Raw genomic sequence first — 1,310 nt, 5'->3', positions numbered from 1 at the left:
CTACTCAGCCCATGGACATGCGTGCAGGTATGGATACGACCATGGCTCAGGTGGTGAGAGCCTTTGGCTACATCAAACCGCATTGTGCTTACCTGTTCTGTAATAAACGTGGCCATCGCATGAAAGTGCTGGTACATGATGGACTGGGCATCTGGCTGTGTGCCCGGCGGTTGGAACAGGGAAAATTTCACTGGTCTAAAGTTCACCAGGGTGAAAGCGTAGCCCTCAGCCCAGAACAGTTACAGGCACTGATCCAGGGTTTGCCTTGGCAGCGCATTGGACGACAGCAGGTGGTGACGATGCTCTAAACTAGCTTGGTCCATTCTGCTATTCTCCAAACGTTCTATTTCCTCTGCGTCATGACCTCAGGCATACTGCGGTCATGAATACGCTGCCTGATTTAAGCCAACTGACCCATGAACAACTGCTGGAATTTACCCGGCAGTTGGCAATGCAGCATCAGTCTTTGGCACAATCAAATCAAGAATTAGAAAAATCAAACCAGCAATTGGATGCCAAAGTTCAACATCTTTCCATTCTCACGCAAAAATACGAGCATGAGCTCGCACTATTTAAACAGCACAAATTTGGCAGTAAAAACGAACATCTCACTGCAAAACAAATCCATCTGTGGGATGAGGCGGTTGAAGAAGATATCGCAGCGGTTGATCTGGAACTGGAACGGCTGAATGCAGATAAAACCGATGCAGCTGCACAGAAAGCCCCAGCCAACAAACCTAAACGTCGACTGCTGCCAGATCATCTACACACCATCCGTATTGAGCATGAACCTGCATCAACCCAATGCAGCTGTGGCTGCCAGTTACGTCGTATCGGCGAAGATATCAGTGAAAAACTGCATTTCAGACCGGCACAGTTCTATAAGGAACAGCATGTGCGTGGCAAATGGGTCTGTGATGAGTGTGACACCCTGACTCAGCAAGCAATGCCTGCCTATGTGATTGATAAAGGCATTGCTTCACCTGAACTGCTCAGCCATGTGCTGGTATCGAAGTATGCCGATCATTTACCGCTGTACCGTCAACGTCTGATCTATCAGCGGGCGGGAATCGAGCTTTCTAGATCAACTTTATCTGACTGGATAGGTCGCTGCGGTGTAGAACTGGAACCTCTGGCCAATGCCTTAAAAGAGGTGGTACTACAACAGCAGGTGCTGCATGCAGATGAAACACCGGTCACCATCATGCGGATGGGTGAGAATGAGAAAAAACCGAAGAAAGGTTATGTCTGGGCCTATGCCACTACACAGTACAATCCAGTTCAGGCGGTGATCTATGACTTTCAGGATA

General features: G+C 48.5%; 2 protein-coding genes. Both read left to right on the top strand.

Translation table 11 applies throughout. From position 1 onward, the window contains the following. Positions 1-308, top strand: a 308-nt coding sequence (gene tnpB, locus FTT84_RS17830) for an IS66 family insertion sequence element accessory protein TnpB (RefSeq protein WP_180082022.1), incomplete at its 5' end; no start/stop codon positions are given. A gap of 74 nt (positions 309-382) precedes the next feature. Next, positions 383-1,310, top strand: a 928-nt coding sequence (locus FTT84_RS17825; RefSeq protein ID WP_180191849.1) for an IS66 family transposase, incomplete at its 3' end; no start/stop codon positions are given.

Source organism: Acinetobacter sp. YH01019, from assembly GCF_013420285.1.
GTDB lineage: Bacteria > Pseudomonadota > Gammaproteobacteria > Pseudomonadales > Moraxellaceae > Acinetobacter > Acinetobacter gandensis.
Note: the sequence above shows the minus strand (reverse complement) of the source record. Positions and strands in the feature narration are given on the sequence as shown.